This is a genomic window from Novosphingobium sp. GW821-FHT09E05, from assembly GCF_059416165.1.
In genome coordinates this window covers 165,160-189,796 of sequence record NZ_JBWKOQ010000005.1, presented here as the reverse complement: position 1 = coordinate 189,796, position 24,637 = coordinate 165,160, and the positions used below count along the sequence as shown (strand labels likewise).

22 protein-coding genes are annotated in these 24,637 nt (G+C 70.2%); 11 read left to right on the top strand and 11 right to left on the bottom strand.

What is annotated here, in order from left to right:
- Positions 1-16 precede the first annotated feature (16 nt).
- From AC07M9_RS18330 to bdcA, 3 genes are read left to right on the top strand one after another with little or no spacing between them, the layout of a single operon-like run.
- Entirely contained in the window at positions 17-946 is a 930-nt protein-coding gene (locus AC07M9_RS18330; protein WP_494885734.1) for an alpha/beta fold hydrolase, read from the top strand.
- Positions 943-1,428 (top strand): cupin domain-containing protein, encoded by a 486-nt coding sequence (locus tag AC07M9_RS18325; RefSeq protein WP_494885732.1) that lies wholly within the window; start codon positions 943-945, stop codon positions 1,426-1,428. Before AC07M9_RS18330 ends, AC07M9_RS18325 begins: the two co-directional genes overlap by 4 nt.
- Positions 1,425-2,138 carry an SDR family oxidoreductase gene (gene bdcA, locus AC07M9_RS18320; RefSeq protein WP_494885730.1) on the top strand — a complete coding sequence of 238 codons (714 nt, stop codon included), beginning with the start codon at positions 1,425-1,427 and terminating at the stop codon, positions 2,136-2,138. Before AC07M9_RS18325 ends, bdcA begins: the two co-directional genes overlap by 4 nt.
- Here the strand turns inward: bdcA and AC07M9_RS18315 are convergent.
- A complete protein-coding gene (locus tag AC07M9_RS18315; RefSeq protein WP_494885728.1) occupies positions 2,135-3,202 on the bottom strand; it encodes a YeiH family protein in 1,068 nt (355 codons plus the stop codon). The genes bdcA and AC07M9_RS18315 overlap by 4 nt on opposite strands.
- A gap of 161 nt (positions 3,203-3,363) precedes the next feature.
- Here AC07M9_RS18315 and AC07M9_RS18310 point away from each other — a divergent pair, with 161 nt between their 5' ends.
- Positions 3,364-4,623 carry an MFS transporter gene (locus AC07M9_RS18310; RefSeq protein WP_494885727.1) on the top strand — a complete coding sequence of 420 codons (1,260 nt, stop codon included), beginning with the start codon at positions 3,364-3,366 and terminating at the stop codon, positions 4,621-4,623.
- Positions 4,624-5,089: 466 nt separating this feature from the next.
- Here AC07M9_RS18310 and AC07M9_RS18305 read toward each other — a convergent pair whose 3' ends face one another.
- Positions 5,090-7,396: a TonB-dependent receptor gene (locus tag AC07M9_RS18305; protein ID WP_494885725.1), complete on the bottom strand. Its 2,307-nt coding sequence runs from the start codon at positions 7,394-7,396 to the stop codon at positions 5,090-5,092.
- 168 nt (positions 7,397-7,564) lie between these two features.
- Between AC07M9_RS18305 and AC07M9_RS18300 the strand changes: the two genes are divergently transcribed.
- From AC07M9_RS18300 to AC07M9_RS18285, 4 genes are read left to right on the top strand one after another with little or no spacing between them, the layout of a single operon-like run.
- Complete coding sequence (locus AC07M9_RS18300) at positions 7,565-9,565, top strand: alpha-glucosidase (RefSeq protein WP_494885723.1); 2,001 nt, start codon at positions 7,565-7,567, stop codon at positions 9,563-9,565.
- Positions 9,562-10,578: a LacI family DNA-binding transcriptional regulator gene (locus tag AC07M9_RS18295; protein ID WP_494885721.1), complete on the top strand. Its 1,017-nt coding sequence runs from the start codon at positions 9,562-9,564 to the stop codon at positions 10,576-10,578. Before AC07M9_RS18300 ends, AC07M9_RS18295 begins: the two co-directional genes overlap by 4 nt.
- Positions 10,579-10,592: 14 nt before the next feature.
- Positions 10,593-11,501, top strand: coding sequence for an aldo/keto reductase (locus AC07M9_RS18290; protein ID WP_494885719.1), 909 nt, complete (start codon positions 10,593-10,595; stop codon positions 11,499-11,501).
- On the top strand, positions 11,498-12,583 hold the full coding sequence (locus tag AC07M9_RS18285) for an LLM class flavin-dependent oxidoreductase (RefSeq protein WP_494885718.1): 1,086 nt from the start codon (positions 11,498-11,500) through the stop codon (positions 12,581-12,583). Before AC07M9_RS18290 ends, AC07M9_RS18285 begins: the two co-directional genes overlap by 4 nt.
- A 34-nt stretch (positions 12,584-12,617) precedes the next feature.
- Here AC07M9_RS18285 and AC07M9_RS18280 read toward each other — a convergent pair whose 3' ends face one another.
- Entirely contained in the window at positions 12,618-13,472 is an 855-nt protein-coding gene (locus AC07M9_RS18280; protein ID WP_494885717.1) for an exonuclease domain-containing protein, read from the bottom strand.
- A gap of 273 nt (positions 13,473-13,745) precedes the next feature.
- On the opposite strand from AC07M9_RS18280, the gene AC07M9_RS18275 reads away from it, so the two are divergent.
- Both AC07M9_RS18275 and AC07M9_RS18270 read left to right on the top strand, forming a co-directional pair.
- Positions 13,746-14,411 (top strand): murein L,D-transpeptidase catalytic domain family protein, encoded by a 666-nt coding sequence (locus AC07M9_RS18275; protein WP_494885715.1) that lies wholly within the window; start codon positions 13,746-13,748, stop codon positions 14,409-14,411.
- A gap of 61 nt (positions 14,412-14,472) precedes the next feature.
- A complete protein-coding gene (locus AC07M9_RS18270) occupies positions 14,473-15,915 on the top strand; it encodes a L,D-transpeptidase family protein (protein WP_494885714.1) in 1,443 nt (480 codons plus the stop codon).
- Positions 15,916-15,918: 3 nt separating this feature from the next.
- On the opposite strand, the gene AC07M9_RS18265 is transcribed toward AC07M9_RS18270, so the two are convergent.
- The 6 genes from AC07M9_RS18265 to AC07M9_RS18240 form a co-directional block, all read right to left on the bottom strand.
- Positions 15,919-16,716 carry a transporter gene (locus AC07M9_RS18265; protein ID WP_494885713.1) on the bottom strand — a complete coding sequence of 266 codons (798 nt, stop codon included), beginning with the start codon at positions 16,714-16,716 and terminating at the stop codon, positions 15,919-15,921.
- A 125-nt stretch (positions 16,717-16,841) separates the two neighbouring features.
- The gene (locus AC07M9_RS18260; protein ID WP_494885711.1) at positions 16,842-18,938 is read right to left on the bottom strand and encodes a TonB-dependent receptor; all 2,097 of its coding nucleotides are present in this window, start codon (positions 18,936-18,938) and stop codon (positions 16,842-16,844) included.
- A 304-nt stretch (positions 18,939-19,242) separates the two neighbouring features.
- Positions 19,243-19,641 carry a VOC family protein gene (locus tag AC07M9_RS18255; RefSeq protein WP_494885709.1) on the bottom strand — a complete coding sequence of 133 codons (399 nt, stop codon included), beginning with the start codon at positions 19,639-19,641 and terminating at the stop codon, positions 19,243-19,245.
- Complete coding sequence (locus tag AC07M9_RS18250; RefSeq protein WP_494885707.1) at positions 19,641-20,270, bottom strand: isochorismatase family protein; 630 nt, start codon at positions 20,268-20,270, stop codon at positions 19,641-19,643. The genes AC07M9_RS18255 and AC07M9_RS18250 overlap by 1 nt, the downstream gene beginning before the upstream one ends.
- Positions 20,260-21,132 (bottom strand): isocitrate lyase/PEP mutase family protein, encoded by an 873-nt coding sequence (locus tag AC07M9_RS18245; RefSeq protein ID WP_494885705.1) that lies wholly within the window; start codon positions 21,130-21,132, stop codon positions 20,260-20,262. Before AC07M9_RS18245 ends, AC07M9_RS18250 begins: the two co-directional genes overlap by 11 nt.
- The gene (locus tag AC07M9_RS18240) at positions 21,129-22,121 is read right to left on the bottom strand and encodes a polysaccharide deacetylase family protein (protein WP_494885704.1); all 993 of its coding nucleotides are present in this window, start codon (positions 22,119-22,121) and stop codon (positions 21,129-21,131) included. Before AC07M9_RS18240 ends, AC07M9_RS18245 begins: the two co-directional genes overlap by 4 nt.
- 168 nt (positions 22,122-22,289) lie before the next feature.
- Here AC07M9_RS18240 and AC07M9_RS18235 point away from each other — a divergent pair, with 168 nt between their 5' ends.
- Positions 22,290-23,261: an alpha/beta hydrolase family protein gene (locus AC07M9_RS18235; protein WP_494885701.1), complete on the top strand. Its 972-nt coding sequence runs from the start codon at positions 22,290-22,292 to the stop codon at positions 23,259-23,261.
- A gap of 3 nt (positions 23,262-23,264) precedes the next feature.
- On the opposite strand, the gene AC07M9_RS18230 is transcribed toward AC07M9_RS18235, so the two are convergent.
- A complete protein-coding gene (locus tag AC07M9_RS18230; protein ID WP_494885699.1) occupies positions 23,265-23,561 on the bottom strand; it encodes a hypothetical protein in 297 nt (98 codons plus the stop codon).
- Entirely contained in the window at positions 23,558-24,601 is a 1,044-nt protein-coding gene (locus AC07M9_RS18225) for a class I SAM-dependent methyltransferase (protein WP_494885697.1), read from the bottom strand. The genes AC07M9_RS18230 and AC07M9_RS18225 overlap by 4 nt, the downstream gene beginning before the upstream one ends.
- Positions 24,602-24,637 lie beyond the last annotated feature (36 nt).

Below are 24,637 nucleotides of genomic sequence, written 5' to 3'. Positions count from 1 at the left end.
CTGGAGGAGGCAACAGATGTTCACACGGATTATCGCAGCGGCGCTGGCCCTGTCCGCCGTTACAATCGCCGCCGCGCCTGCGACTGCGCAGGTCGAGCCCTTCCCCGCGAGCTTCCGCACCCAGGAGATCGCCACCAACGGCACCACGATCCACACCCGCATCGGCGGCAAGGGGCCCGCCGTCGTCCTGCTGCACGGCTACGGCGAGACCGGCGACATGTGGGCCCCGCTCGCCGCCGACCTTGCCCGCGACCACCTCGTCATCGTGCCCGACCTGCGCGGCATGGGCCTCTCCGCGAAACCCGCGGGCGGCTACGACAAGAAGACGCAAGGCCAGGACATCGCCGGCGTGCTCGATGCGCTGAAGGTGCGGAAGACCGACCTCGTGACGCACGACATCGGCAACATGGTCGGCTACGCCTTCGCCGCGCAGAACCGCGCGCGCGTCACCCGCTTCGTGCTGATGGACGCGCCGCTGCCGGGCGTGGGGCCCTGGGACGAGATACTCAAGAACCCGCTGCTCTGGCACTTCCGCTTCGGCGGCCCCGACATGGAACGCCTCGTCGCCGGGCGCGAGCGGATTTACCTCGACCGCTTCTGGAACGAGTTCTCCGCCCGGCCCGAGCGTTTCAGCGAAGCCTCGCGCGTCCACTACGCCGCGCTCTATGCCAGGCCCGGCGCCATGCACGCGGGCTTCGCGCAGTTCGCCGCGTTCGACCAGGACGCGGTCGACGACAAGGCCTTCGTGGCCGAGGGCAAGCTGACGATGCCGGTGCTGGCGATCGGCGGCGAGAAGTCGTTCGGCCCGATGATGGCGACCGTCATGCGCTTCGCCGCCACCGACGTCACCGCAGCGACGATCCCCGATGCCGGGCACTGGCTCATGGAAGAACAGCCCAAGGCCACCATTGCCGCCGTGCGCGGCTTCCTGGACGCGAAGAAGTGAGCGGCCTCCTGACCCGCGCGACGCTCACCGCGCTGGCGGCGGCCACCGCCGTCGGCGCTGCGGCACAGGACCGGGAACTGCGCCTGCCACCCGAGGCCATCGCGAAACTTCCGGTGGTCGCGGCGGGAGCGGGCACCTCCGGGCTGGCGGCGATCCAGACCCGCGTACTGGCAGGTGACCCGACGAAGGCCGGGCCCTACACGATCTCGATCCGCGTACCGCCCAGCACCCGCATCGCCGCGCATACGCACAGGGACTCGCGCTCGGCGGTGGTGGCGGCGGGGCTCTGGCACTTCGGCTACGGCGCGGTCGCGGACCCGGCGAAGTCCGTGGCGCTCCCCGCCGGCAGCTACTACACCGAGCCCGCCGGCGATCCCCACTTCGCCTGGACCGGCCCGGAAGGCGCGACCGTCCACATCACCGGCGTCGGCCCCTCCGACACCCACTACACTTCCGAACCACGGCAGAAAGACAGCAAATGACGGACTTTTCAGGAAAGACGGCGCTCGTCATCGGCGGCAGCCGGGGCATCGGCGCCGCGATCGTGCGGCGCCTTTCGGCGGACGGCGCGGCGGTCACGTTCTCCTATGCCGGATCCGCCGAGGCCAGCGCCGCGCTCGCCGCCGAGACCGGCGCCACGGCCGTCCAGTCGGACGCCGCCGACCGCGCGGCGGTGATCGCGCTGGTGGCGGGCGCGGGCCCGGTCGACATCCTCGTCGTCAATGCCGGCGCGGCGCTGCTCGGCAACCCGCTGGAACTCGACGCGGATGCGATCGACCGCATGATCGACATCAACGTGCGCGCGCCCTACCACGCCGCCGTGGAAGCCGCGCGGGCGATGCCCGAGGGCGGACGCATCCTCTTCATCGGCTCGGTCAACGGCGACCGCATCCCGTTCGAGGGCGGCGCGGCCTATGCGCTCACCAAGTCGGCGATCCAGGGGCTGACGCGCGGTCTCGCCCGCGATTTCGGCGCGCGGGGCATCACCGTCAACGCCGTCCAGCCCGGACCCACCGACACCGACATGAACCCAGCCGACGGCCCGATGAGCGACCTCATGCACTCCTTCATGGCGATCAGGCGCCACGCCCGCGCCGACGAGGTCGCCGGCATGGTCGCCTACCTGGCGGGTCCGGAGGCGGGGATCGTCACCGGCGCGCTGCACACCATCGACGGCGGCTTCGGCGCCTAGAGGATCGCCAGGCTGAACCCGAGCGCGACCAGCAAGGACGCGGCGGTGGCGGCGACCACTGGCATCGCCGCGCGCCAGCCCATCCGCATCACGAGGTCGAGGCGCGAGCGCATCGCGGTCGCCGTCACGGCGAGCAGCAGCAGCGTCTTCGACAGCGTCAGGCTGGCGTGGACGACGATGGCGGGCATCGTCACCAGCGAATTGACCACCACCACCGCCAGGAACAGCGTGATGAACCAGGGCATCGCCAGTCGCCGGATCCAGTGGCGGTCGGCGGCGTCCTCGTCCTTCACCAGCATCGACACCACCGCGACCACCGGCGCCAGCAGCGCCACGCGGCTGAGCTTGACGATGGTGGCGTAGCTGCCGGCGGTGTCCGAAAAGGCATAGCCGCCGCCGATCGCCTGCGCGACGTCGTGGATCGAGGCGCCGATGAGGAAGCCCGCCTGCCGGTCGTCCAGATGGAGCGCCCCGGCCAGCGGCGGGTAGAACGACATGGCGAGCGCGCTGGCGAGCGAGATCACCACCAGTGTCAGCGCGAACTGCGCCTGGCTCACGCGCCGGGGGCCCAGCACGCCGAACAGCGCCAGCGCGGCGGAGGCCCCGCAGATCGCCGTCGCGCCGCCCGCCAGCAGGCCGATCGCGGTGGAGGCCCCGGTGACCCGCGCCACCAGCAGCGCCGCGCCCATCGCGGCGGCCATCACCATCAGCAGGGCCAGGAACGGCACCGGCCCCAGCCCGCCGATCTGGGCGATGGTGACCTGCGTGCCGAGCACGACGATACCCCAGCGCAGGCAGGCCTTGGAGGCGAAGTCGAGGCCCGCATGGGTGCTCGCCTCGCTCGTCACGAAGTTGAGCGCCAGCCCGATCAGCAGGCCCATGAGGATGATCGGCGCGCCGTAGTGCTCGGACAGCCAGGCCGCCGCGATGCTGGCGATGCCGCAGATGGCGAGGCCCGGCCAGAGCAGCTTCCAGCGGTCGAGCCGCGAGGGCGGCGCCGTCCCGGCTTCCTGCCGGCTCAGGAACATCTCGCCGTAAAGGTCGCCGGCGTGGTCTGCGCTCACCTGTCCTCGTCCTCCCGACCGCAGCCCTTCTGTGAACATGCTTGCTGTCTGTCCTGCGGTGTCATAACGACCTCTATGGCGACGCGCGCGACGGGGCAAGAGCTTTGCGGGTGCTCGCCGGATTTGCCGCCGGCGAAGCGGCGGACTAGGGAGAGCCGGACATGACCTTGCACCAAGCGCCGGCGGCGTCTCCGCCCGTTCCTTCTCCCGATCCCGGCGCCGCGCGCGCGCAGAACGTGCTGATCGCCCTGATCTTCCTGGCGACCGCGCTCAACTACGTCGACCGGCAGGTGCTCGCACTGCTGAAGCCCATGCTGGAGGCCGAGTTCAGCTGGAGCGACCAGCAGTTCGCCCACCTCGGCTCGATCTTCCAGCTTTCGGCCGCCGTGTCGCTGCTCGGCGTCGGCTGGTTCGTCGACCGCTTCGGCGTGCGCTTCGCCTATGGCTTCGCGGTCGCCGTCTGGAGCCTTGCGGGCATGGCCCATGCGCTGGCCGCCAGCGTGCAGCAATTCGTGATCGCCCGCGCCGTGCTGGCGACGGCGGAATCGGTCAACACGCCCGCGGCGATGAAGACCGCGGCGATCTACCTGCCGCCGGCGCGCCGCTCGATCGGCATCGGCATCATCAACACCGCGCCCAACATCGGCGCCATCGTCACCCCGCTGCTGATCCCCCCCTTCGCCATCGCCTTCGGCTGGCAGGCCGCGTTCCTCGTGACCGGCGGGCTGGGCCTGCTCTGGCTGGCGGCATGGCACTTCAACACCGGCCGCCTCACCCCCCTCGCCGGGCAGGCCGCGACGACGCGCGCCAGGGTCGAGTGGGGAGTGGTGCTCTCCGACCGCAGGACCTGGACGGTCATCGGCGCCAAGGCCTTCACCGACCTCGTCTGGTGGTTCGTGCTGTTCTGGACGCCGGATTTCTTCTCGCGCCAGTTCGGGCTCAGCCAGGGCATGCTGGGGTGGCCGATCGCGATCATCTTCACCCTCGCGGCGCTCGGCGCGGTGAGCAGCGGCGCGCTTTACCCTGCCCTTTTGCTGCGCGGCTTTTCGATGAATGCTGCGCGCAAGAGCGCGATGCTGGCTTTCGCGCTGATCGTGCTGGTCATGCCGCTGGCGCTGACCGCATCGAACCCCTGGATCGCCGCGATCTTCATCGGCCTCGGCCTTTTCGCGCACCAGGGCTTCTCCACCAACATCTTCGGCATGGCGACCGAGATCGTTCCCGCCCGCCGCATCGCCACCGTCATCGCGCTGGGCGCCGTCGCGGGCAACCTGACCGGCACCGGCATCATCGAGTTCGCCGGCTGGTCGCTCGACAGCGGGCTGGGCTACGCGCCGCTGTTCGTGGTCTGCGGCGCGGCGTACCTGGTGGCGCTGGCGTTCATCCACCTGATGCAGCCGAAGCTGGCCGCGGCGGAGTGAGCCCCATTCCTCCCCCTTGGGGAGGAAGCACGGCTTCTCGCCCGCCGGCGAGCGCGGGATAACGCCAGGGGAAACGTCAGCGGACGGGTTGCGGCCGGCGCTGGGGGCCGCCAGCGACAGGCGGCCAGTGCTGAGTCCTGCCTTTTGATCGCGAACGGCTGGAAGGGGCAAAACCGCTTGGGACTTCCAACTCGGCCCTGCGGTGCGCGGGGATGACGGGGCGGGCTCGCTCCCTTACCGTCTCTCCTGGGAGCACACTCCCATGTTCATCCGCGCATCCGGATTACGGCTTTGTCCGGTATCCGTGACCGGGCGCCGACCGCGCCGGGACCATGGAACGTCAGCTACACGCCCCCGACCCGCCGCTTCGCCGGCTTGGGACCGACGTCGGAGCGTATAACCTATTTGGTTATACATGTCAAGCGGGCATCCGGCGAGGGGGCGTTTGTTCGCCCCCTCGCACAGGTCAGTTGAAGCGCGCGCGCAGGTTCACGCCCGCGTAGCGGTCGGCGTCGCGCGGGATCATCAGGCGCTGGCCGGAGGTGGTGTTGAGCAGCACGTAGCTGTCGTCGAGCAGGTTGCGGACCAGGAAGGTCAGGCGATACCGGTCCTCGGGGTCCGACACGCCGATGCTGGCGTTCCAGATGCCGTAGGGGTCGATCGGGCCGCTCTCGCCGAGGTCGGAGAACTGCTTGCTGACGTGGTGCCAGTCGCTCGACAGGTAGAATTTCACCGACCCGGCATCGACGTCGTAGTCGGCGCCGAGGGTGTAGCTGAACTTGGGGGCCAGCGGCAGGCGGGTGCCGTCGCGGGCGTCGGGCGCGTTGGTCAGCGGGTTCGGGTTGAACTTGCGCACCGTGGCGTCGGCGTAGGCGGCGTTGGCGCGGAAGGTCAGGCCCGGCGTCGGGGCGACGGTCAGGTCCGCCTCGAAGCCCTTGGAGCGCACCGTGCCCGCGTTGGTCAGGCTGGTGGTCGTGGCCCCGTTGATGAGCACGAAGTTGTTGGCCTGGAAGCCCTTGTAGTCGACCAGGAAGGCCGCCGCGTTGAGCTGCACCACGCGGTCGAGGAACTGGCTCTTGAAGCCCACTTCGAAGCTGTTCGACTTTTCGGGGTCGATCGGCTCGGAATTGCTGGGCGCGGTGTGGTTGAAGAAGACGTTGAACGCCGGTCCCTTGTAGCCGCGCGTGTAGCTGCCGTAGAGCATCACGTCGTCCATGACGTCGTACTGCAGCACCGCCTTGCCCGAGAAGTTGTCGGCGCTGGTGCTCCCGCGCGAGGTGTCGGTGCCGTTGCCGCCCGAGGCGAGAGTGCCGCCCGCGCCGTAGGCCAGCAGGCCCGAGGCGGCGGTGGGCAGGCCGGTCGCGGCGTTGACCGCGGCGCCGCGGACGTGCGTGAAGCTCACGCTGTCATGCGTGAAGCGCCCGCCCAGCGTCAGGCGCAGTTCCGGCAGGAAGGCGTACGTCGCCTGCCCGAACACCGCCCAGTTGCGGAACGAGACGTCCGAGCGCGAGGTCGCCGAGACGAACTGCGTGTTGACGGTGTCGGCGAGGTTGCACGGCCGCGCGCCCGTCGCCGGATCGACCGGCGCGGTCGAGGCGGCGCAGGTCACGTCGCTGCGGGTGAAGTCCTGCGTGTTCTTCGAATACCACAGGAACCCGCCCACCTGGTACGTCAGCGCCTGGTTCTGCGGCGAGGCGAGGCGCACCTCGGCGGAGACCTGGTCGGTCTCGACGGTGCCGCGGTCGTGCAGCTGCGGGGTGCCGACGATCGCGCGGGGCAGGAAGTCGCCGTCGCGGATCTCGGTGTTCTTCCAGTTGCGGTAGCCGGTGACGATGCTGAAGGTGTGGTCCGCGAAGGTGTCGATGTCGGCGTTCAGGGTGAAGCTGTACTGCCGGTCGAGCGAGCGGGTGATGAGGTTCTGGTTGACCTCGCGGGTGTCCTCGCCGAGCGGCGCAATGCCCCGCTCGGCGTCGAGCACGGCGCCGCGCGACACGCCGGTCGCCTCGGCGCAGCAATCGTCGTTCGCCTTGAAGTAGTCGGCGATCAGCCGCAGGCGGCCGCCTTCGCCGTCGTAGTCGAGCAGGCCGCGCGCGCCGTAGTGCTCGTAGCCGTTGACCGTCTTGTCGTAGTAGGTGTTCTTCAGGTTGCCGTCATAGGTTCCGTAGAAGCCCGTCAGGCGGCCGGTCAGGTCCTGCGCGATCGGGCCGGACAGGCTCAGCTTCGCGCGGTATTCCTCGTCCGTCGTGCCCGAGACGCTGGCTTCGGCCTCGAACCTGTCGGTCCCGCCCTTCGAGACGATGTTGACGAGGCCCGCCGAGGCGTTCTTGCCGAACAGCGTGCCCTGCGGCCCGCGCAGCACTTCGAGGCGGTCGAAGTCGACGAGGTCGAGGAACGACTGGCCCGAGCGGCTCAGCACGATGCCGTCGACAACGGTGGACACACTGGGCTCGGCCGCGACCGAGAAGCTGATGGTGCCGACGCCGCGCATGACGATCGCGCTGTTGGCATTGGTCGTGCCCTTGCGGAAGGTGACCGAGGGGACGATCGAGGTGATGTCTTCCAGGCTCTTGGCGCCGGCGCGGTCCATCGCCTCGCCGGTGACCGCGCTGATGGCGATCGGCACGTCCTGGACGTTCTGCCTAACTTTCTGCGCAGTCACGATAATCTCGTCCACCTGCGCGACGGCGGGGGTGGCGGCGGTGAAGGCGAGGGCGGATACGGTAGCGACCAGGCCGGCGCGCGTCACGGCACGGGCGTGCTGAATGCGGATCATGATTTTCCCCTCCTGAACTGGGATCGGCGCGAAGTTTTGAACACCTCAGGTCGTCCTGTTGGTTGCGCGACCTCTTGATTGAGACCGGCATTTCTGTCAACCGGTGTCACATCAGGCAGGGCAGATGCGGCGCGCGGTGCTGCACGACGGGCACACTGTAGGAGTCGGATGTTGGCGCTGAGTTTCGCCGTTCGGGAAGACGGCTTCACCTGCCGCATGGCAGGCCGGGACCTCCTGCGCAGTACCACCCGGCGCCCGGCCTTCACCGTCGCCCGCGGGCACCCCGACGTGCGCATGCTGCGCGGCAACTTCGCCATCGACGATGCGCCCACCGGCCACGCGCCGCTGCCCTTCGCCCGTCTCGAAGGGGAGGATATCCTCCTGTCCGAGCGCCCCGGCGGCGCGCCTTTGCTGCGGCTTGCGGCGAGGGGCGACGCGCTGGAAGTGGCCGCGCTCGATCCCGCCTACGACCGCGTCTGGGTGGACCTCGTGGCCGAGCCCGGCGAACATGTCTGGGGGGGCGGCGAGCAGATGAGCTACCTCGACCTCTCGGGCCGCCGCTTCCCGATCTGGACCAGCGAGCCGGGCGTCGGGCGCGACAAGTCCACCGAGCTGACCCGGCTGATGGACGAGCAGGGCATGGCCGGCGGCGATTACTGGTGGACCAACTATCCCCAGCCGACGTTCCTCTCCTCGCGTCTTTACGCCTGCCACCTCACCAGCAGCGCCTACTCGGTGCTCGACTTCACCGATGCAGGGCGCCACCGGGTCGAGATCTGGGAAGGCGCGTTCACGCTCGAATTCTTCGCCGCCGAGGACATGCCGGCGCTGGTCGGCGCGCTTTCCACCCGCTTCGGCCGCCAGCCCCCGCTCCCCGACTGGGCGATCGGCGGCGCCATCGTCGGGCTCAAGGAAGGGGACGCCAGCTTCGCGCGGCTCGAGCGCATCATGGCGGCGGGCGCCGAAGTCTCGGGCCTGTGGTGCGAGGACTGGATCGGCATCCGCCAGACCAGCTTCGGGCGCCGCCTGTTCTGGGACTGGTCGTGGAACGAGGCGCGCTACCCGGACCTTCCCGGCCGCATCGCCGCACTGGCGGAGCGCGGCGTGCGCTTCCTCGGCTATGTGAACCCCTACCTCGCCAACGACGGCGCGCAGTACCAGGAGGCGCTCGCGGGCGGCCACCTTGCACTGCGGGAGGACAGCGACGAGCCCTATCTCGTGGACTTCGGCGAGTTCGACTGCGGCGTGGTGGACTTCACCAACCCCGCCAGCCTCGACTGGTTCGCCGAGCGGGTGATCGGGCGCGAGATGCTCGACTTCGGCCTGTCGGGCTGGATGGCGGACTTCGGCGAATACCTGCCGGTGGACCTCAGGCTCCACGACGGCAGCGACCCGATGCTGATGCACAACCGCTGGCCGGTGCTCTGGGCCGAGGCGAACGCGCGCGCCGTCGCCTCGCGGGGCAAGACGGGCGAGGCGGTGTTCTTCATGCGCGCGGGCTTCTCGGGCGTGCAGGCGTTCTGCCCGCTGCTGTGGGCGGGCGACCAGTCGGTCGACTTCACGCGGCACGACGGGATCGGCACCGTGCTCACCGCCGCGCTTTCGGCGGGGCTGGTCGGCAATGCCTATTCGCACAGCGACGTCGGCGGCTACACCAGCCTCCACGGCAACGTGCGTGATCCCGACCTGATGATCCGCTGGTGCGAACTCGGCGCGTTCTCGCCGGTGATGCGCAGCCATGAGGGCAACCGGCCCGACGACAACCTGCAGATCGATTCGCGCGACGACCTGCTCGCCCAGTTCGCGAGCATGTCGCGGGTCCACAAGGCGCTGGCCCCCTATGTCCGCCACCTCAGCGACGAGGCGGCCGAGACCGGGCTGCCGGTGCAGCGCCCGCTGTTCCTCCACTACTTCGACGAGGCGCTGTTCGCCGTGCAGGACCAGTACCTCTACGGCGCCGACATGCTCGTCGCCCCGGTGGTCGAGGCGCAGGCGCAGTGCCGCACCGTCATCCTGCCGGGCGACAGGCCCTGGCGCCACCTGTGGACCGACGAGGACTTCGCGCCCGGCACCTACCGGATCGCCGCGCCGTACGGCGAGCCGCCCGTTTTCTACTTGCCCGGCAGCGCTTTCGCGGCCCTCTTCGCTTCGGTGAAGGAGAGCCGATGAGCGACCGTTCCAACATCCGGGACGTCTCGGCGCGGGCAGGCGTCTCGGTGAAGACCGTCAGCCGGGTGCTGAACGGCCACCGCTACGTCAGCCTCGATACCAGGGCGCGCGTCGAGAAGGCGATGCGCGAGCTGGAATTCAGGCCCAGCATCGCCGCGCGCATCCTCGCGGGCACCAAGTCGGGGCAGGTCGCGCTGATCTACGACAACCACAGCCCCTACTACATGAACCAGATCCAGATGGGCTGCTGGGAGGGGTGCCAGGGCGCCGGGATGCGGCTGCTGGCCCAGCCGGTGGACGTGAGCGACCCCGCCGTGGGCGAGCAGGTGCGCGGCCTCGTCACCGAGACGCATGTCGACGGCGTGATCCTCTCCTCCCCGGTCACCGACTGCGTGCCGGTCCTGAAAGCGCTGGAAGGCATGGACATCCCCTTCGTGCGCATCTCGCCCGGCACCAACCATGCGATGACTTCCTCGGCCTCGATGGACGATGCGCAGGCGGCGGACGACATGACCAGCTACCTGATCGCCATGGGCCACCGCGCGATCGGCTTCGTGCGCGGCCACCCCAACCACATGGCCTCGGAGGAGCGCCTGTTCGGCTACCGCCGCGCGCTCGACCGCGCCGGCATCGCCTTCGAGCCGACGCTGGTCGCGCCCGGCGAGTTCGACTTCGACAGCGGCGTCGCCGCCGCCCGCCGCTTCCTGGGCCGCGCCCGCCGCCCGACCGCGATCTTCGCCAGCAACGACGACATGGCCGCCGGCGTGCTCTCGGTCGCGCACGACATGGGCCTCGACCTGCCGCGCGAGCTTTCGGTGGCGGGCTTCGACGACACCACGCTGGCGCGCATGGTCTGGCCGCAGCTGACCACCATCCACCAGCCCACCCGCGAACTGGCGCTGGCGGCGACCGAGCTGCTGCTCGGCGGCGTCGAGCTGACCCACCGCAGGCTGCCCCACGCCCTCGTCGAGCGCGCCTCGGTCGCGGCCTTCCCTCCCGCTCTCCTTCCCTGACAGGACATTTTTCCATGGACCTCCTCCCCCTCCCCGAAACCCGCCGCCCGCTGGGCAAGAGCGGCCTCACCGTCTCCGCCCTCGCCTGGGGTAACTGGCGCCTGTGCGGCGATGACGTCGGCGCGGTGGTCAAGCTGCTGCACGCCGCGCTCGACGCCGGAATCGACCTGATCGACACCGCCGACATCTACGGCCCCGACAACGACGAGGCCTTCGGCGCCTCGGAAGCGTTGCTGGGCCGCGCCCTCGCCGCCGAGCCGGGCCTGCGGGACAAGCTGGTGATCGCCACCAAGGGCGGCATCTCGATGGGCGTGCCCTACGATTCCAGCGCCGGGTACCTCACCTCCGCCATCGACGCCTCGCTGAAGCGCCTCGGCACGGACCACGTCGAGCTGTGGCAGATCCACCGCCCCGACATCCTCACCCACCCTGCGGAAATCGCGCAGGCCATCGACGCGGCGCACAAGGCGGGCAAGATCCGCAGCTTCGGCGTCTCCAACTTCACCGTGAGCCAGATCGCCACGCTGCAGCAGTTCCTGACCATGCCGATCGTCTCGACCCAGCCGGAACTCTCGGCGCTCAAACTCGCCCCGATCGAGAACGGCGAGCTGGACCAGGCGATCGCGATGGACATGGCGGTGCTCGCCTGGTCGCCGCTCGGCGGCGGGCGCATCGCCGCGCCGAAGGACAAGCGCGCGCTCGACGTCGCCGCCGAACTGGACGCGGTGGCCGAGGAATTCGGCGTGTCGCGCACGGCCGCGGCCTACAGCTGGATCATGGCGCACCCCGCGCGCCCGATCCCCATCGTCGGTTCGCAGAAGGCCGAACGCATCGCCGAGGCCGCCGATGCGCTGAAGGTCCGCTGGAGCCGCGCCGGCTGGTACGCGGTGCTCGTCGCCGCCAAGGGAGAGCCCCTGCCATGATCAACGCCTTCAACGAAACCGGGCGGACCTGCGAGGTCAGCTGGTTCTCGGCGCTCTGCGACGACGACTACGAGTTCCTCGGCCAGCCCGACCCGATGCTGGCGTCGAGCTGGGAGCATTGCCGCAACATCGTCATGCAGGCGGAAAAGGGCGGGTTCGACAACATCCTGCTCCCCTCCGGCTATGCGCTGGGCATCGACACCACCATGTTCGCGGGCGCCATCGCGCCGATGACCGAGACGATCCGCCTGCTCTGGGCGCTGCGCATGGGCGAGGACTGGCCGCCGCAGCTGGCGCGCCGCATCGCCACGCTCGACCGCATCCTGGGCGGGCGGCTGACGGTCAACATCATCTCGTCCGACCTGCCGGGCGAGAAGCTGGACAGCCGCGCCCGCTACCAGCGCACGCTCGAGGTCATGCAGATCCTCAAGATCATGCTGGCCGGCGAGCACCTGAAGTACGAGGGCGAGTTCTACAACCTCGACCTGCCGCCGGCGCGCATCTCCACCGTCTCGGGCAAGTGCCCGCCGCTCTACTTCGGCGGCCTCTCCGAAGACGCGCGCGAGGCGGCGGCCAAGGCCTGCGACGTCTACCTCATGTGGCCCGACACCATGGACAAGGTCCGCGAGATCATCGCCGACATGACCGCGCGCGCCAACAAGTACGGCCGCACCCTCAAGTTCGGCTACCGCGCCCACGTCATCGTGCGCGAAACCGAAGCCGAGGCGCGCACTTACGCCGACCGCCTGCTCTCCAAGCTCGACGATGCGGCCGGAGAAGCGATCCGCCAGAAATCGCTCGACAGCGCCAGTGTCGGCGTGGCGCGGCAGGCGGAACTGCGCTCGGCGGCGGGCGGCGACGGCTTCGTCGAGGACAACCTGTGGACCGGCATCGGCCGCGCCCGCTCGGGCTGCGGCGCGGCGATCGTCGGCGATCCGGACCAGGTCCTCGCCAAGCTGCAGGCCTACCAGGCGGAGGGCATCGACGCCTTCATCCTCTCGGGCTACCCGCACGCGGCCGAAGCGGACCTGTTTGCGCGCCACGTCCTGCCCCGCATCCACCACGCGCCGCTGGTGCTCTGAGGGCCTGTCCGCCTGAAGCGCGGGCGGCGCGGCGCTAGGCTTGCTGCGCGAGCCGCGCGCGCAGGGCTTCCTCGGTGAGGATGACGATCCCCGATCCGATGTTCTGCAACTGCCGCGCCTTGCGGTGCGGCGGGCTCGCCTCGAACCAGCGGCCGTAGGGCTGCTTCGCGGCGATCACCAGCATCGTCGTCGTCGCCCCCACCGAGGCCGCGACGCGCGCGCCCGCGCCCGCCAGCACATGCGCCAGCGGCCCGTCGCGCGGCTCGCCGAGAATGGCGATGCGCTCGCCCCTGAGCGGTCCTTCGGGCGCCGCCGGCGGCACCTTGGGCCTGACGGACGAAGGCTTGGCCATCCAGCCCTTGAGGTCGATGCCGGTGTGCTCGATGGCGCGGACGATCACCATCCCGGCCGCGCGCGCGTCGCTCAGCGCGTCGTGGTGGCGGTGCTCTATCCCGAGAAAGCGCGAGAGCACGTTCAGGCGGTGGCTGGAAAGCTGCGGCCATGCGCGCTTGGCGACGCTGACGCTGTCGAGCCAGTTCGTCTCGATCACCGGGCGCTCGCCGATGCGGCAGGCGGCGGCCAGCGCGCCCTTGTCGAACCACGAATGGGCGACGGTGATGCGGCCGCTGAGGTGGCCGTCCACCACGGCGTGGATGTCCGCGAACGTGGGCTGGCCGGCGCAGTGCTGCGCGGTGATGCCGTGGATGCCGATGTTGAAGGAATGGAACTCGTCGCGCGGATCGACCAGCGTCTCGTAGGCGAAGACCTCGCGCCCGCCGCGGAAGCCGACGATGCCGATCTGGCAGATGCTGCTGACCCGCGAACACGCGGTCTCGACGTCGACGACGACGAAATCGGGCGCCTCGTCCTGCGGGGGATTCGGGGACATCATCGCGCGCCCATAGCAAGTCGCCTGCCCCTGCGCGACCCCGTGCCGGTGCGTCAGGACCGCCCCGCCCGAACGGCCCGGTCGGCGCGAAGGCGAAATTGTTCCCCGGCCGCGCGCCGCGATCGCACCGCTGGCCGCAAAATCCGGTCGATCCGTCTCTAAAGTTCAGTAGTGCTCCCAGAAATCCCCCCAAAAGCTCTTTAATTACAAGCAATTGGCCCCATTATTCAGGCCATGCTCGATTCTTCCTTCCGACCCAACCGGCGCGCCGTAATGATATCCGGCGCCGGCATCGCCCTCGCCGCGCTGGCCCGCCCGTCGGCGAAGCCGTTCCTGGGGACGTCCCACCCGCGCCGGCCGACGGCGGTTCCCGCCGCCCCGCGCAGCACCCCCGCGATGCCGCAGACCGCGCTGGACGCGGCGCGCTTCTCGGTCGACCCGGCGCTCCTGGGCCGCGCGCTCGCCGCGCTGGACCGGCATTCCGGGACGGTCAAGGCGCGGGACCGGATGGCCATCGTCGACTTCACGGCGCCGTCGTCCGACCCCCGGCTTCACTTCCTCGACGTCGTCAGCGGCAAGGCATCGCGCCTGCTGGTCGCGCATGGTTCGGGCTCCGACCCGGGGCACACCGGCTTCGTCGAGCGCTTCTCGAACGCCTTCGGCTCCAACGCCTCCAGCGAGGGCGCCTTCCTGACGGGCGACTACTACGTGGGCAAGCATGGCCGCTCGCAGCGCCTGATGGGGCTCGACCCGACCAACGACAACGCGCTGAGCCGCGCCATCGTCATCCACAGCGCCTGGTACGCGAACGACGACATGATCCCCGCGCATGGCAAGCTGGGCCGCAGCCAGGGCTGCTTCGCGGTGGGCGAGAACAAGCTGGACGACGTGTTCAGCTTCCTGGGCGAAGGGCGGATGGTCTTTGCCGCCCGCGCCTAGGCCGGCGTGAAACCTACGGGATTTCCATAAGTTATCATACGGGTCTTACTGGGAGATCCGTGTGCATAGAAGTCTCATCGCCTGCTCGCTGCTGGCCTTTGCCGCGGCGCTGCCGGGATGCCATTCGAACTCCGACAGCCAGCACGCCGAGGCGCCGGTCACCATCGACCAGGTGCACTGGAACGACGGTGCCGTCCGCCAGTTGCGCGGCGCCATCGGCCGCCGCGCCGCGCATGGCCTCGACCGGGTGCCGTTCGCGGTGGAGGGCCAGCCCGGCAATCCCGAAGGCGACCGCGCCCTGACGCAGAGTGCGCTGCGCTATGCCTCGGCGCTGGCGCGCGGGTCGTCCGACCCGGCGAAGCTCTATGACGTCTACACCGTCGCCCGCCCCGACCCGAACCTGCTGAACGGGCTGGGCGCGGCGCTCAGGGACGGCAAGCTGGACGCCTGGCTCGACGGGCTGGCGCCGCAGGACGAGGGCTACCGCGCGCTGTCGAAGGCCTATCTCGCGCTGCGCAGGCAGGGCGCGGCGCCCGCTTCGGCGATCCCCGACAAGGGCGAGCCGCTGAAGCCCGGCGCCGCCGATGCACGCATTCCCGCGATCGCGCGCCAGCTTGTGGCGTCCGACTATCTCGACCGCTCCGCCGCGCAGGGCAACGCCTACAACCCGGCGATGGTGCGGGCGGTGCAGCGCATGCAGGCCGACTACGGGATCAAGCCCGACGGCGTCATCGGCGCCGATGCGCTGGAAATCCTCAACCTCTCCGACGCCGACCGGGCCCGCACGATGGCGGTGGCGATGGAGCGGCTGCGCTGGCTGGACCGCAATCCGGCGCCCACGCGCATCGACGTCAACGTCGCCGCCGGGCGGCTGCTCTACTGGCGCGACGGCAAGGTGGCCGACAGCCGCAAGGTCGTCGTCGGCGAGCCCGAGAACGAGACGCCGCAGCTGGGATCGCCGATCTACCGGCTCGTCGCCAATCCGACCTGGACGGTGCCCCGCTCGATCCAGAACAAGGAGATCGCGGGCAAGGGCAGCGCCTATCTGCAGCGCAACAACATGGCGTGGAAGGACGGCTGGGTGGTGCAGCAGCCCGGCCCGAAGAACTCGCTGGGGCTGGTCAAGTTCGACATGAAGAACGAGCACCAGATCTATCTCCACGACACCCCCGCCAAGCAGCTGTTCCAGGAGGTCCAGCGCCAGCGCAGCCACGGCTGCGTGCGCGTCGAGGATGCGCTGGGCTTCGCCGAGATGCTGGCGAGCGACGAAGGCGTGCTGGACGAGTGGCACCGCGCGCGGGCGACCGGCAAGGAAACCTTCGTCAAGCTCCCGCGCGAGATCCCGGTCAGGCTGCTCTACCAGACCGTGGTGCTGGGCGAGGACGGCGAGCCGGTGATCCGCTCCGATCCCTACGGCTGGAACGACGGCGTCGCCGCCGCGCTGGGCTTCCCGTCGGGGCAGGCCTACCGTCTCCGCAATGCCGGCGGCGACGTCGGGCCCTGAGGGTCAGAAGCGCCGGGACACGCCGAGATAGAGTTCGACATCGGGCGCGTCGCGGTCGAGCCCGGCGTTGGCCCCGGCATCGAGCTGGAAGTCGTCCGCGATCAGCCAGCCCAAGGACAGGCCCGAGAGATGCGCCACGCTGCTGCCCTCCGGGTCGTGGTCGGCCGTCACCTGATATTCGGCGGTCGCGGTCACCGCCTCGCCGATCTTCATCGCGACGCCGACCACTTCGCCGAAAGCTAGGTGGCGGCCAGCGCCGTCCTCATCGACAGCGGCATCGACTTCGCCCGTGGTGACGAGGCTCCACTTGTCCGAAAGCTCGTAGCTCAGCGCGACGCGCAGGCCGGCGCCCCAGTCACCGGCGCCGATGGGCTGGCGGCCGACCGGCAGCGATACGTAGGGCATGAGCGCGAGCGACAGGCCCGAGCCGTCCGGGTGGGCCAGATTGCGCCGCAGCGCCAGCGTCACGTCGCCCGCGCCGCTGCGCCGGTCGACCTCGCCGGTCGCCCGGTCGCGCGTTCGCGACCAGCCGAAGCTCGTCCATCCGACCTGGACTTCGGCGTGCCGGGCGATGCCGTAGCGCACCAGCAGGTCGGCGGCCTGGAACACGTCCTGCCGCTCGGCGGCGCTCCGCTCCAGCGTCCAGTCGCCGAGCCCGGCCTCGACCGAGAACCGGCCCGGTTCGGCGGTGCAGGCGGGCGTGCCGATACCCGGACGGTCGGGACAGTAGTCGCGCGCCCCGGCCCACGCCGCCGAGGGCACCAGGGCGAAACTCAGCAGGGCGATCGTCAGGTTGCGCATGGTATGGGCCTTTCCGGGCATGAACGGACGCGCCGCGGCAACGTTCCTTGCGCGCAGCGATGCCCGCACGATGCGCCGGGCGGCGCGGGAAGGCAGGCGATGCCCGCTCTCCCCGCGCCCTTCGATCAGCGCGCCGGACCGCCGAAGCGGAAGCTCGCCTCGAGCCCCAGCGTGCGCGGACGCAGGCGGTTGGACGTGATGTCGTACCCGGTGGCGCTGATCTGGTAGACCGAGCGGAAGCTGGTGGCGCCGTTCTCGTCGGTCAGGTTGTCGGCGAACAGCGCGATGGTGAGCTGCGCCAGCTCGACGCCGATCCGCGCGTCGATCCGGTCGATGGTGTCGCCGGGCAGGAACGCCGAATAGGACGAGTTGCGGCGCGGCGAGCTGTGCTGCCAGCCGATCCGGCCGAACGCCTGCACGGTGTCGCTGAGCTGCGCGCTGTAGTCGGCCGAGGCATTGGCGGTGAACTTCGCCACGTCGTCGACCGCCGAGCCCTTGACGATCGCGGTGCCGGGCACGGCGCTGACGTATTCGGCGTCCACGTAGGCCCCGCCGGCCGAGAGCGTCAGTCCCGCCACCGGCTGGGCGACGAGGCTCAGCTCGGCGCCCCTGGTGCGGGTGCCATCCGAATTGACGAGCCCGTTGAACGAGGTTCCCGGGATCGGGATGCGCACGGCCACGTCCTTCCAGTCGCTGTAGAACAGCGCGCCTTCCACGCTCAGCCTGTGGCCCAGAAGGTCCGCCTTGGCGCCGACCTCGTAGGTCCAGATCGAATCCTGGCTGAGCGCGGCGGGCAGGACGACGCCGTAGACCGGGCCGAGCGCGTAAGGCACGCTCGGCTGGAGCTGGCCCGAACGGAAGCCCTTGGCCGCGCTGGCGTAGATCGTGGCGTCGGGCGTCGGGTGCCAGGCCACGGAGAAGCGCGGGTTCCACGAATGGTAGGTCCGGCCCGGCTGGTCGACGGCGACGCCCGAATTGGCCTCGAAGCCGCTCACGCGGTCCTCGAACCAGCGCAGGCCGGCGGTGAGGTCGATCGGCGCGCCGGGCAGCGTATAGGTCGCCTCGCCGAACAGCGCGCGGGCGCGGCTGTTGATCTGGGCGTCATTGTCGATGCCGGCGGCGGCGAACTTGACGGTGTCGTTGCGCTGGGAATCGCGGGCATAGCCGCCGATCGTCCACTTGAGCGGGCCGTCCCCGGTCGAGGCCAGGCGCAGCTCGTGCGCGTCCAGCCCGATGTCGATCAGCACGTCGATGGTCCCGCGCGCCGAGGCGCCCTGCTGCGGCACCGTGAAGTCGCTGTGCGAGTACGAGTAGAACAATTCAGCCCCGCCCAGATCGTACCGCGCGGTCGCGCCGTAGAGTTCCTGGCGGCTGCGGCTGTAGGGGACGGTGGTGCGCGTCTGCTCGCCATCGTCGCGCGCGGTCGAGCCGCCGCCGGGGAAGTCGGACTTGGAGAACCAGTAGTTGCCGGTGATCGACAGGCGCTCCACCGGATCGAAGCGCAGCCTGGCGCGGAATGTGTCGTAGGTCTGGTCGTTGACGTTGGTCTGGCCGGTGCTGCTGTTGTCGACCCAGCCCTGGTAGCGCTCGTGCGTGCCGGCGACGCGGACCGCGAGGATCCCCGGGATGATCGGCGCATTGAACGCGCCCTTGGCGCCGGCATTGGTGCCCCCGCCCCGGGTGTCCGACACCATGCCGAGGCCCTTGGCCTCCCAGTTGTCGAGGTCGGCGCCCTTGGTCAGGATGCGCACGGTGCCGCCCATCGAGCCTTCGCCGAACAGCGTGCCCTGCGGTCCGCGCAGGATCTCCACGCGGTCGAGGTCCCAGGCGCGCACGTCCGGGCTGATCGGCACGGTGACGCCGGTGAACGGCAGGTCGTCGAGGTAGAAGCCGTTCTCGTTGGCGCCGAGCGAGGTCGAGATGCCGCGGATCGTGATCCTGGTGCCGAGCGCCGAGCCGCCGTCGTAGATGCCGACGCCGGGCGCTTCCTGGAGGAAGTCGGCGAGGTTGGCGGCGCCCCTCTTCTCGAGCGCGGCGCCGCTGACAGCGGTTACCGCGATCGGCACGTCGATGGCGCGTTCCTCGCGCTTGCGGGCGGTGACGACGATGTCGCCGTCCCGCTGGGCATCCGAGGCACGGGCATCCTGCTCCTGCGCGGCGACGGGGGCGCTCATCAGCGCGGCGCAGACGAGCGCGGCATGGCTTACCAAACGAACGGACATAACAAACCCTCACAGTCCTGATCCCGGCGGACTTCCCACGCGGTACAGGGATTTCTTTCATTTGCGGCAGGCACGCGGCTGCCCCGAAGCGAGCGCGTTCAGCGCCGCCGGCTCTGTTCCGGCTGCGTCAAAACTACGTAGATCACCCGGGAGCGGCCCCTAGTCCGCAAATCCATAAGGCAAAGTTAAGCCCGCTGGTTCGAATCAGCGCACAGAAGGTAGCGCTCTCACCAGATACGCCCGGACTCTGTCCCGCAGACGCCGTGCGGGCGTCGGCGTGTCGCTTCAGCCCCGAAAGGGGGCTTCAGCCTGCTTCGAGGAATTCGATGACGTTGCCCGCGCCGTCGCGGATGAACAGCCCGCGCCCGAAGCGCTCGCCGACTTCGAGCACCAGTTCGATCCCGCGCGCGACGAGGTCGGCGCGGAAGGCGTCGTAGTCGGTCACGGTGAAGGCGACGTGCTTGTTGCCGAGGGTCTTCAGGTCCTCGCGCGGGTCAAGGCGCTCGGGCGGCATCGGCAGCGGGTCGGCGACCTGGAACAGCTCGATCCGCAGGCCGTCGCGCTCCAGGAACATCGCCAGCGTGCCGCCGGGTATGGGAAAGCGCTGCTCCACCCGGAAGCCCAGCACGTCCTCGTACCAGCGCGCGGCGGCCTCGATGTCGGGCACCGACATCGCCGCGTGGTGGAAGCCGAGCCGCGCCATCAGCGCGCGATCAGGGCCAGCGCCGCCTCGGCGTCGATCACGTCGCCGATCTTGGCCTGGATGTCGAACAGGTTGCCCTCGTGCGGTCCGGCGGCGCGGTCGGCGCAGGCGTCCGACACCACCAGCGGCACGAAGCCGTGGCACAGCGCGTCGAGCGCGGTGGCACGCACGCAGCCCGAGGTCGAGTAGCCGCCGATCAGCAGCGTATCGATGCCCTCGGACACCAGCATCGAGGCCAGCGCGGTGCCGAAGAAGGCGGAAGGGTAGAACTTGGTCAGCACCCGGTCGCCGGGCTGCGGCGTCAGGCTCTCCGGGAAGGCGCCGAGCGGCGAGCCCTCCATGAAGTTCCTGAGGCCAGGCACCTTGCGGAAGAACATGCCGCCCTCGCTGCCGTCGCGGTATGCCACGTTGGTGAGGATCACCGGTATGCCCGCCGCGCGCGCGGCGCCGGCGAGGCGCACGGCCTGCTCCAGCGCCGCCTCGCCGTGCGCATAGAGCGGCGAGGCCGGGTCGAGGTAGGCCATGACCATGTCGACCAGCAGCAGCGCCGGACGCTGGCCCGGCTCCAGTCCACCGCCGAAGCCGGCGCCTGCGTAGTCGGTGTCGAGATCGGTCGGTTCAGCAGCCATATATCGCTCCCTGGGCCAGCAGGTCGCCGGCGCCGGTCAGTTCGTTGAGATTTCGAAGTTCGCCGGTTTCGCCCCGCAGCCCGCTGCTCGACCGGTCGGCACCGAGGCGCGCCAGCCAGGCAGCGCCCGAGGTGGCGAGGCCGCCCATCAGCAGCAGCGGGTGCAGCGCGGCGGCAACGCCCAGTGCCTCGAGGCGGGTCTCGTCGTCGGTCGGCGTCACGCCCCCGGCGGCCAGGTTGTGGACCAGCGGCACCCGGCCCGCGAAGCGCTCCGCCACCGTTTCGAGCTCCGCCATCGTGCGCGGCCCCTCGACGAAGACGGCGTCCGCGCCCTCGGCCAGGAACGCCTCGGCGCGGTCCATCGCCGACGACAGCCCCTCGACCGACAGGGCATCGGTGCGCGCCACGACGAGCATGTCGCGCCGCGCGTCCAGCGCCGCCCGCACCCGGCCGACGGCATCGGCCATGGGCACGACCTGCTTGCCCGCCATGTGGCCGCAGCGCTTGGGGAAGGTCTGGTCCTCGATCTGCACCGCGCTTGCCCCGGCGCGTTCGAGCATGCGCACGAAGCGCTGGAGCGTCAGCGCATTGCCGAAGCCGGTGTCGCCGTCGACCAGCAGCGGCAGATCGCTGGCATCGCGCATCAGCGCGATCGTGTCGACCACCCGGTCGGCGGGCACGAGCCCGAGGTCGGCCCGGCCGAGCATCGCCATGGACAGCCCCGCGCCCGAGACGAAGCCCGCCTCGAACCCGGCGCGCTCCACCAGGAGCAGGGTCAGCGCATCCCAGCAGCCCGGCATCGAGACGAGGCCGCGCGTCGCCCGCTCGGCGAGCCGGCCGCGCAGCCTCGCGACGTGGCTCATCCGAGCTGGCCGTGGCCAAGTTGACCGGGGATATGGTCCTCGTGGTTCTCGAGATACCACGCGGCGATTTCCTCGCGCGTCGCCCACCACACGCCGGGCAGCGACTTCGCGTGCTCGATGAACTCGCGGATCGCGCGGACGCGGTGCGCGCGGCCCGAGACGTGGGGGTGCAGGCCGACGTTCATGATGCGGCCGGTCTTCCCGCCCTCGGCGTAGAGCACGTCGAGTTCCTCGATCAGCGCATCGCGGAACTGGTCGGTGGTGAAGTTCTTGCGGGTGATGAAGGTGAAGTCGTTGATCTCGTTGGAATAGGGCACCGAGACGATCGGACCGTTCGGCGTGCGCAGCAGGTAGGGCTGGTCGTCGTTCATGATGTCGCAGTAGAAGGTGCAGCCCTCGCCCGCGAGGATGTCGGCGGTCTGCAGGGTGCCGCGCAGGCTGGAGGAGAGCCAGCCCTTGGCCTTGCGGCCGGTGAACTTCTCGTACTGTTCGAGGCTGCGCAGCACGATCTCGCGCTCCTTGGCCGGATCGCCCGCGAAGCCGGTGAGCAGTTCGCCCTGTTCCCAGTTGTGCGCCAGCAGTTCCCAGCCGCGCTCCAGCACGGCGTCGGTCATCGCCTTGCGGCGCTCGAAGGTGACGGCGTTGGTGGTGCAGGTGGCGGGAACGCCAAGTTCGTCGAACAGGTCGAACAGCCGCCAGATGCCGACGCGCTGGCCATATTCGCGCCACGAGAAGTTCGGGAAGTCGGGGACGTTGCCGGGCAGGATGTCGGGCAGGATCGCCGGGCCGCCCGCGTAGTAGGGCTTGTCGGTGTCCTTGGTGAGGTCCCAGGTCTCGAGGTTGAAGGTGAGCATCAGCGCGACGCGGGCGCCGTTGGGCCACTTCAGCGGCTTGCGCTGCGGCAGGGGGACGTAATCGTATTCCATCGCCAGAATCTCCGGATGCTCGATTTCGGTGGGCCGGGAGGGGATGCCTCCGCGAGCCGTCATGGGTTCGACCTAGGTCGGTCGGCGGGCGCGGGCCTAGCAGGCGATCCTCGACTTCTCGCCTGTCGAGAATCGCGCGCATGGATACCGTGGCAGTTCGGGAGCAAGGCGCTAACTGCCTCATCGCATGCACCGACGCCGAGGATCGGCGCCCGTCAGGAGCACTAGACAATGGCCCGACCGCTTTCAATCGCAGCGCACCTGCTCGCCGGATTCGCGCCGGTCCTGCTCTGCGCCGCCGCGCCCACGGCCGCCGCCGCGCCGGTCGAGGCGCCCGCGACGCTTGCGTCCGTCGACCCGGTGACCTTCGCCGAGGGCCCGGACGGCCGGCCGCTGATGATGCGGGTGACCGCGCCCGCGCAGGGCCGGCGCCTGCCTGTACTCGTGCTCAGCCACGGCAACCTGCTGAACCGCTCGGACTACCGGCCGCTGGTCGAGGCACTGGCGCGCGGCGGCTGGATCGTGATCCAGCCCGACCACCCCGACGCCTCGCGCGAGGGCTTCGCGCCCGCGCCCTACCCCGCCGACACCTGGCGCATCCGGCTCGACCAGGTGAACTGGATCGCCGCGCATCTGCCGCAGGTGCTGGGCAAGGTGCCGGGACTGGCGGCGCGGGCCGACACCGAGCGCCTCGCACTGCTGGGCCACAGCTTCGGCGGGCACACGGCGGCACTGGCGATGGGCGCGCGGGTCGAGGGGGCCGACCAACCGGCACCGAGCGGCGCCTTCCGCGCCGCCGTCCTGCTCTCGCCGCCGGGCAACTGGGAGGGGCTGACCCCGCAGTGGCAGCAGCGCGGGCCGTACATGAAGGTGGACTGGTCGGGGCTGCGCCGGCCGGTGCTGATGGTCAACGGCACCGCCGACCTGACCCCGCTGACCGACAAGGGCCCCGCCTGGCACGACGACGGCTTCCGCCTCGCCGCCGCCGATGCCGCGATGTGCCTCATGCACATCGAGGGCGCGGGGCACTACCTCGGCGGCATCGACACCCCGCTGCGTCCCCCGCAGGGCGACGCCACGCCCGAGCGGCGCGAGCGGGTGTTCACGGCGGTGACGGCGTTCCTGGACGAGGCGACCGGGCGGAAGACGCCGACCTCGGCGAAATGGGCGGCGATCCGCGCGGGGCTCGCCTGCAAGGGCTGAACCTCAGCCCGCCTTCAGCGCCACCAGCAGGTTGTCGACGATCTGCCTGCGGCGGGTATCGAGCCGCGCCTCGACCTCGGCGTCGGGCTGGAAGCCGTCGATGTCCTGCGACGTGATCCCGTGGCGCGCCAGCAGCGCCTCGGTGACGATCTGGCGGTCGCACACCACCCACAGTTCGCGCGCGAGCGCCAGCACCGCCTCGGCCACGTCGTCGATGCGCGAGGGCGGGAGGATCTGCCGCTCGGCGGTGACGTCGCGCCCGGAGGCCGCGCCGAGGTCGAAGTCGGGAATGTCGCTCATGCGGGCTTGCGTCCATAGATGATGTAGGGGTCGCGCCCCGGGTTGGGCTGCCAGCCGCGCACGTCGACGAAGCCGGCGGCGCGCGCCATCGGCTCCATGTCGAGCCGGGCGGTGGAACGCCAGAACGGCTCGCCGCCCCAGCGCGCCAGCCAGTCGAAGCGCCAGGCGGTCAGCTTGTCGAGGCTCTGGGTGCGCGCGACGTCGGCCATCGCCATGTCGCCGCCGGGCTCGAGCACGCGGAAGGCCTCGGCGAAGATCGCCTCGATCGCCTTGACCGGCATCTCGTGGTGGATGGCGTAGGCGGTGACGAGATCGAAGCTGGCGTCGGCGAACATCGGCATGTCCTCGCCGATGCCGGTGTACAGGTCCCAGGCGAGACCCTTCTCGTTCGCCACCCGCTGCGCCTGTTCGAGCATGCGCAGCGAAGGGTCGATGCCGGTGAGGCGGGCATCGGGGAAGACTTCCGCGATCGCGACCGAGTGGTGCCCGGAGGACGTGCCGATCTCGAGGATGCGGGCATAGTCATCGCGCGGCAGGGCGCGCAGGACGGCGCGGCGGTTGCCGTAGATGTCGCCGGGGAAGATCTTGGAGACGTATTTCTTGTGGACCAGCTCGCCGTGGATGAAACCGTTCCACGGCCCTGCGTCCCAGCCCCCGCGCGTGCGGTGGAACCACACCTTCGACCAGTAGGGCGGCGCTTCGAAATCGTGCGCGGTGATGGTGGTGGGGCCGGTCTTGAGCGCTTCCAGCTCGGGCAGGATGCGCTCCTCGATCTCCGCGAACGCCTGCTCGGCGGCGCGGCCGTGCTGCTTGGCGCACCATTCGCCCAGCAATGCGCGCGCCTGATAGGCCGGCGAACCGGCGAGCGCCGAATCGACCGCCTTGTGGCGCTGCTCCATGTCGTCGGGCAGGCTGTCGGCATCGAGGCCGCCCGCGGCCAGCTCGCTTTCGACCTTCTGCTGCAGGCGCGAGGCCGCGAGCCGGGTGGTGACTTCGAAGTCCATCAGCGCGCGACCACGCTGACCGAGGCTGAACTGCATCGCCCGCTCTCCTTGTTGCTGGACGGCCAATTGCCA

What these genes read in the sequence shown, in the direction of transcription:
- AC07M9_RS18255 (WP_494885709.1), bottom strand. Translation starts at nt 19,641, where the DNA reads ATGGCGCGGCTCGGCTTCCACCACGCGGCGATGTCGGTGCCCGACATC.
- AC07M9_RS18300 (WP_494885723.1), top strand. Translation starts at nt 7,565, where the DNA reads ATGTTGGCGCTGAGTTTCGCCGTTCGGGAAGACGGCTTCACCTGCCGC.
- AC07M9_RS18245 (WP_494885705.1), bottom strand. Translation starts at nt 21,132, where the DNA reads ATGAGCCACGTCGCGAGGCTGCGCGGCCGGCTCGCCGAGCGGGCGACG.
- bdcA (WP_494885730.1), top strand. Translation starts at nt 1,425, where the DNA reads ATGACGGACTTTTCAGGAAAGACGGCGCTCGTCATCGGCGGCAGCCGG.
- AC07M9_RS18230 (WP_494885699.1), bottom strand. Translation starts at nt 23,561, where the DNA reads ATGAGCGACATTCCCGACTTCGACCTCGGCGCGGCCTCCGGGCGCGAC.
- AC07M9_RS18250 (WP_494885707.1), bottom strand. Translation starts at nt 20,270, where the DNA reads ATGGCTGCTGAACCGACCGATCTCGACACCGACTACGCAGGCGCCGGC.
- AC07M9_RS18240 (WP_494885704.1), bottom strand. Translation starts at nt 22,121, where the DNA reads ATGACGGCTCGCGGAGGCATCCCCTCCCGGCCCACCGAAATCGAGCAT.
- AC07M9_RS18310 (WP_494885727.1), top strand. Translation starts at nt 3,364, where the DNA reads ATGACCTTGCACCAAGCGCCGGCGGCGTCTCCGCCCGTTCCTTCTCCC.
- AC07M9_RS18260 (WP_494885711.1), bottom strand. Translation starts at nt 18,938, where the DNA reads ATGTCCGTTCGTTTGGTAAGCCATGCCGCGCTCGTCTGCGCCGCGCTG.
- AC07M9_RS18235 (WP_494885701.1), top strand. Translation starts at nt 22,290, where the DNA reads ATGGCCCGACCGCTTTCAATCGCAGCGCACCTGCTCGCCGGATTCGCG.
- AC07M9_RS18285 (WP_494885718.1), top strand. Translation starts at nt 11,498, where the DNA reads ATGATCAACGCCTTCAACGAAACCGGGCGGACCTGCGAGGTCAGCTGG.
- AC07M9_RS18225 (WP_494885697.1), bottom strand. Translation starts at nt 24,601, where the DNA reads ATGCAGTTCAGCCTCGGTCAGCGTGGTCGCGCGCTGATGGACTTCGAA.
- AC07M9_RS18290 (WP_494885719.1), top strand. Translation starts at nt 10,593, where the DNA reads ATGGACCTCCTCCCCCTCCCCGAAACCCGCCGCCCGCTGGGCAAGAGC.
- AC07M9_RS18280 (WP_494885717.1), bottom strand. Translation starts at nt 13,472, where the DNA reads ATGTCCCCGAATCCCCCGCAGGACGAGGCGCCCGATTTCGTCGTCGTC.
- AC07M9_RS18265 (WP_494885713.1), bottom strand. Translation starts at nt 16,716, where the DNA reads ATGCGCAACCTGACGATCGCCCTGCTGAGTTTCGCCCTGGTGCCCTCG.
- AC07M9_RS18275 (WP_494885715.1), top strand. Translation starts at nt 13,746, where the DNA reads ATGATATCCGGCGCCGGCATCGCCCTCGCCGCGCTGGCCCGCCCGTCG.
- AC07M9_RS18305 (WP_494885725.1), bottom strand. Translation starts at nt 7,396, where the DNA reads ATGATCCGCATTCAGCACGCCCGTGCCGTGACGCGCGCCGGCCTGGTC.
- AC07M9_RS18330 (WP_494885734.1), top strand. Translation starts at nt 17, where the DNA reads ATGTTCACACGGATTATCGCAGCGGCGCTGGCCCTGTCCGCCGTTACA.
- AC07M9_RS18295 (WP_494885721.1), top strand. Translation starts at nt 9,562, where the DNA reads ATGAGCGACCGTTCCAACATCCGGGACGTCTCGGCGCGGGCAGGCGTC.